Genomic DNA, 2,379 nt, shown 5'->3' on the forward strand with positions numbered 1-2,379 from the left:
ATCGTATTCCCGCCGACCGCGCGCCCGCCGACCGTGATCGCCCGCCGCCCCCGCCCGACGAATTCTAGGGCCGGATCGACATCCAGGCATATGACCCGTTCGTGCTGAGGAGGCTGAGCGACGTCGAAGCCTCGTCTCGAAGCACCGTTTCGACGTCGCTCAACGGCGCCTCGGGCAACGCCCGCCATTCCGGTCAGCGATATTGACCCGCCGCGCGCACTGACCGACAGCGGCGGGCATGCGTTTCTTTTCCGACAATGCCGCCCCGGTCCACCCCGCCCTCCTCCGCGCGATCGTCGCGGCGGACGATCTCGACACCGCCTATGACGGCGATCGCTGGTCGAAACAGCTCGACGCGCGCTTCTCCGCGCTGTTCGATACCGAGGTGCGCGCCTTTTGGGTGCCCACCGGCACCGCCGCCAACTGCCTCGCGCTCGCCGCTCTGTGCCCGCCGCACGGCGCGGTCGTGTGCCACCGCGACGCGCATATCCAGAACGACGAATGCGGCGCGCCCGAATTCTACACCCATGGCGCCAAGCTGATGCTCGCCGACGGCGACGGCGCGAAGCTAACCCCGGAGACCGCCGGGGCGGTGCTGTCGCTGGCGCGCTACGACGTCCATCAACAGCGCCCGCACGCGCTGTCGATCACCAACGCCACCGAATATGGCCGCGTCTATACCCCCGCCGAGACCGCCGCGCTGGGCGCGCTGGCGAAGGAGCGCGGGCTGGGCTTCCACGTCGACGGCGCGCGCTTCGCCAATGCGGTGGTGGCGACCGGCGCGCATCCCGCCGACCTGACGTGGCGCGCGGGCGTCGACGCGCTCAGCTTCGGCTTCGTCAAGAACGGCGGGATGAATGCCGAGGCGCTGGTGTTCTTCGACCCCGCCCTGGCCGAGGCGACGCTGTTCCGCCGCAAGCGCGCCGGGCACCTGTTGTCGAAGGGGCGCTATCTGGCGGCGCAGCTGCTCGCGATGCTCGACGGCGACCTGTGGCTGGACTGCGCGCGCGCCAGCAACGCCGGCGCCGCGCTGCTCGCCGCCGCGGCGGGCGACCGGCTGATCCACCCCGTGGAGGCGAACGAGCTGTTCCTGCGCGTCACCCCCGCCGAAGCGGCAGCGCTACGCGCGCAGGGCTTCGACTTCTACGACTGGGGGCCGGGCGAGGCGCGGCTGGTGGTCAGCTGGAACCAGCGCGAGGATGCGCTGCGCCCGCTGGCCGACGCGATCGCCGCGCTGTGAGCGAGGCGCCCGGCGCCCTGATCGGCCACCGCCGCCCCAACAGCACGCGCGCCGCGGTGCTGGTGCCGTTCGCGATCGTCACGCTGATCTGGGGATCGACGTGGATCGTCATCCGCGACCAGCTGGGCACCGTGCCGCCCAGCTGGTCGGTCACCTATCGCTTCCTGGTGGCGGGCGTGGTGTTGCAGGCGGTGGCGATGGCGCGGCGCGAGGTGGTGACCCGCGACGCCGGCTTCTGGCGCTTCGCCGCGACGCTCGGGCTGCTGCAGTTCGTGCTCAACTTCAACTTCGTCTATCGCGCCGAACAGCATATCACCTCGGGGCTGGTGGCGGTCACCTTCGCGCTGCTGCTGGTGCCCAATGCGCTGTTCGCGCGGCTGTTCCTGGGGCAGCGGCTGGGGCGCCAGCTGCTGGCCGGCAGCGCGGTGGCGATGGCCGGCGTCTCGCTATTGTTCGTGCAGGAGGCGCGCAGCGATCCCAACGGCCCCGGCCAGTCGCTGCTGGGCATCGGGCTGACGCTGTGCGCGATCCTGTCCGCCTCCTGCGCCAACGTGATGCAGGCGACGCGCGCCGCCGCGCGCTATCCGATGGTGCCGACGCTGGCGGCGGCGATGCTGATCGGCGCCGGGCTGGACGCCGCCTGGGCGTGGATCACCACCGGCCCGCCGGTGTTCGACTTGCGCCCGTCCTATATCGCGGGGGTGCTGTACCTGGGCGTCGTCGCCTCCAGCCTCGCCTTCACGCTCTATTTCCGCATCATCCGCGCGATCGGCCCGGCGAAGGCGGCGTACAACAGCGTTATCGTCCCCGTCATCGCGATGCTGCTGTCGACCTTATTCGAGGGCTATCGCTGGTCGCCGCTGGCGGCGGCGGGCGGCGTGCTCGCCGGCATCGGGCTGGTCGTCGCGCTTAGCGCGCGCAGGCCGGCACGGTAATCGGGATACAGCGGGCGCCAGCCCAGCACGCGCCGCGCCTTGCCATTGGCGACGCGGCGGTTTTCCAAGTGGAAGGCGCGCGCCGCCGGCGTCAGCGCGTCGAGCGGCACCACCGGCGGCGCGGGCAGCCCCAGCAGTTCGGCCGCGAACGCCAGCACCTCGTCCTGCGGCGCCGGTTCGTCGTCGGCCAGGTTATAGACCCCC

The 2,379-nt window shown here is 71.6% G+C and carries 2 protein-coding genes and 1 pseudogene; 2 read left to right on the plus strand and 1 reads right to left on the minus strand.

Annotated features, from left to right (window positions below):
• Window positions 1-238 precede the first annotated feature (238 nt).
• Both AX685_RS09785 and AX685_RS09790 read left to right on the plus strand, forming a co-directional pair.
• The gene (locus AX685_RS09785; protein ID WP_066488062.1) at window positions 239-1,240 is read left to right on the plus strand and encodes a threonine aldolase family protein; all 1,002 of its coding nucleotides are present in this window, start codon (window positions 239-241) and stop codon (window positions 1,238-1,240) included.
• The gene (locus AX685_RS09790; protein ID WP_231738757.1) at window positions 1,237-2,175 is read left to right on the plus strand and encodes a DMT family transporter; all 939 of its coding nucleotides are present in this window, start codon (window positions 1,237-1,239) and stop codon (window positions 2,173-2,175) included. Before AX685_RS09785 ends, AX685_RS09790 begins: the two co-directional genes overlap by 4 nt.
• On the opposite strand, the pseudogene AX685_RS22525 reads toward AX685_RS09790, so the two are convergent.
• Window positions 2,085-2,379: pseudogene (locus AX685_RS22525) on the minus strand (NAD(P)-dependent oxidoreductase); the annotation flags it as partial. The gene AX685_RS09790 and the pseudogene AX685_RS22525 sit on opposite strands and share 91 nt — an antisense overlap.

The sequence above is a fragment of the Sphingomonas sp. CCH9-F2 genome (assembly GCF_001556735.1).
GTDB lineage: Bacteria > Pseudomonadota > Alphaproteobacteria > Sphingomonadales > Sphingomonadaceae > Sphingomonas > Sphingomonas ginsenosidimutans.

What these genes read in the sequence shown, in the direction of transcription:
- AX685_RS09785 (WP_066488062.1), top strand. Translation starts at nt 239, where the DNA reads ATGCGTTTCTTTTCCGACAATGCCGCCCCGGTCCACCCCGCCCTCCTC.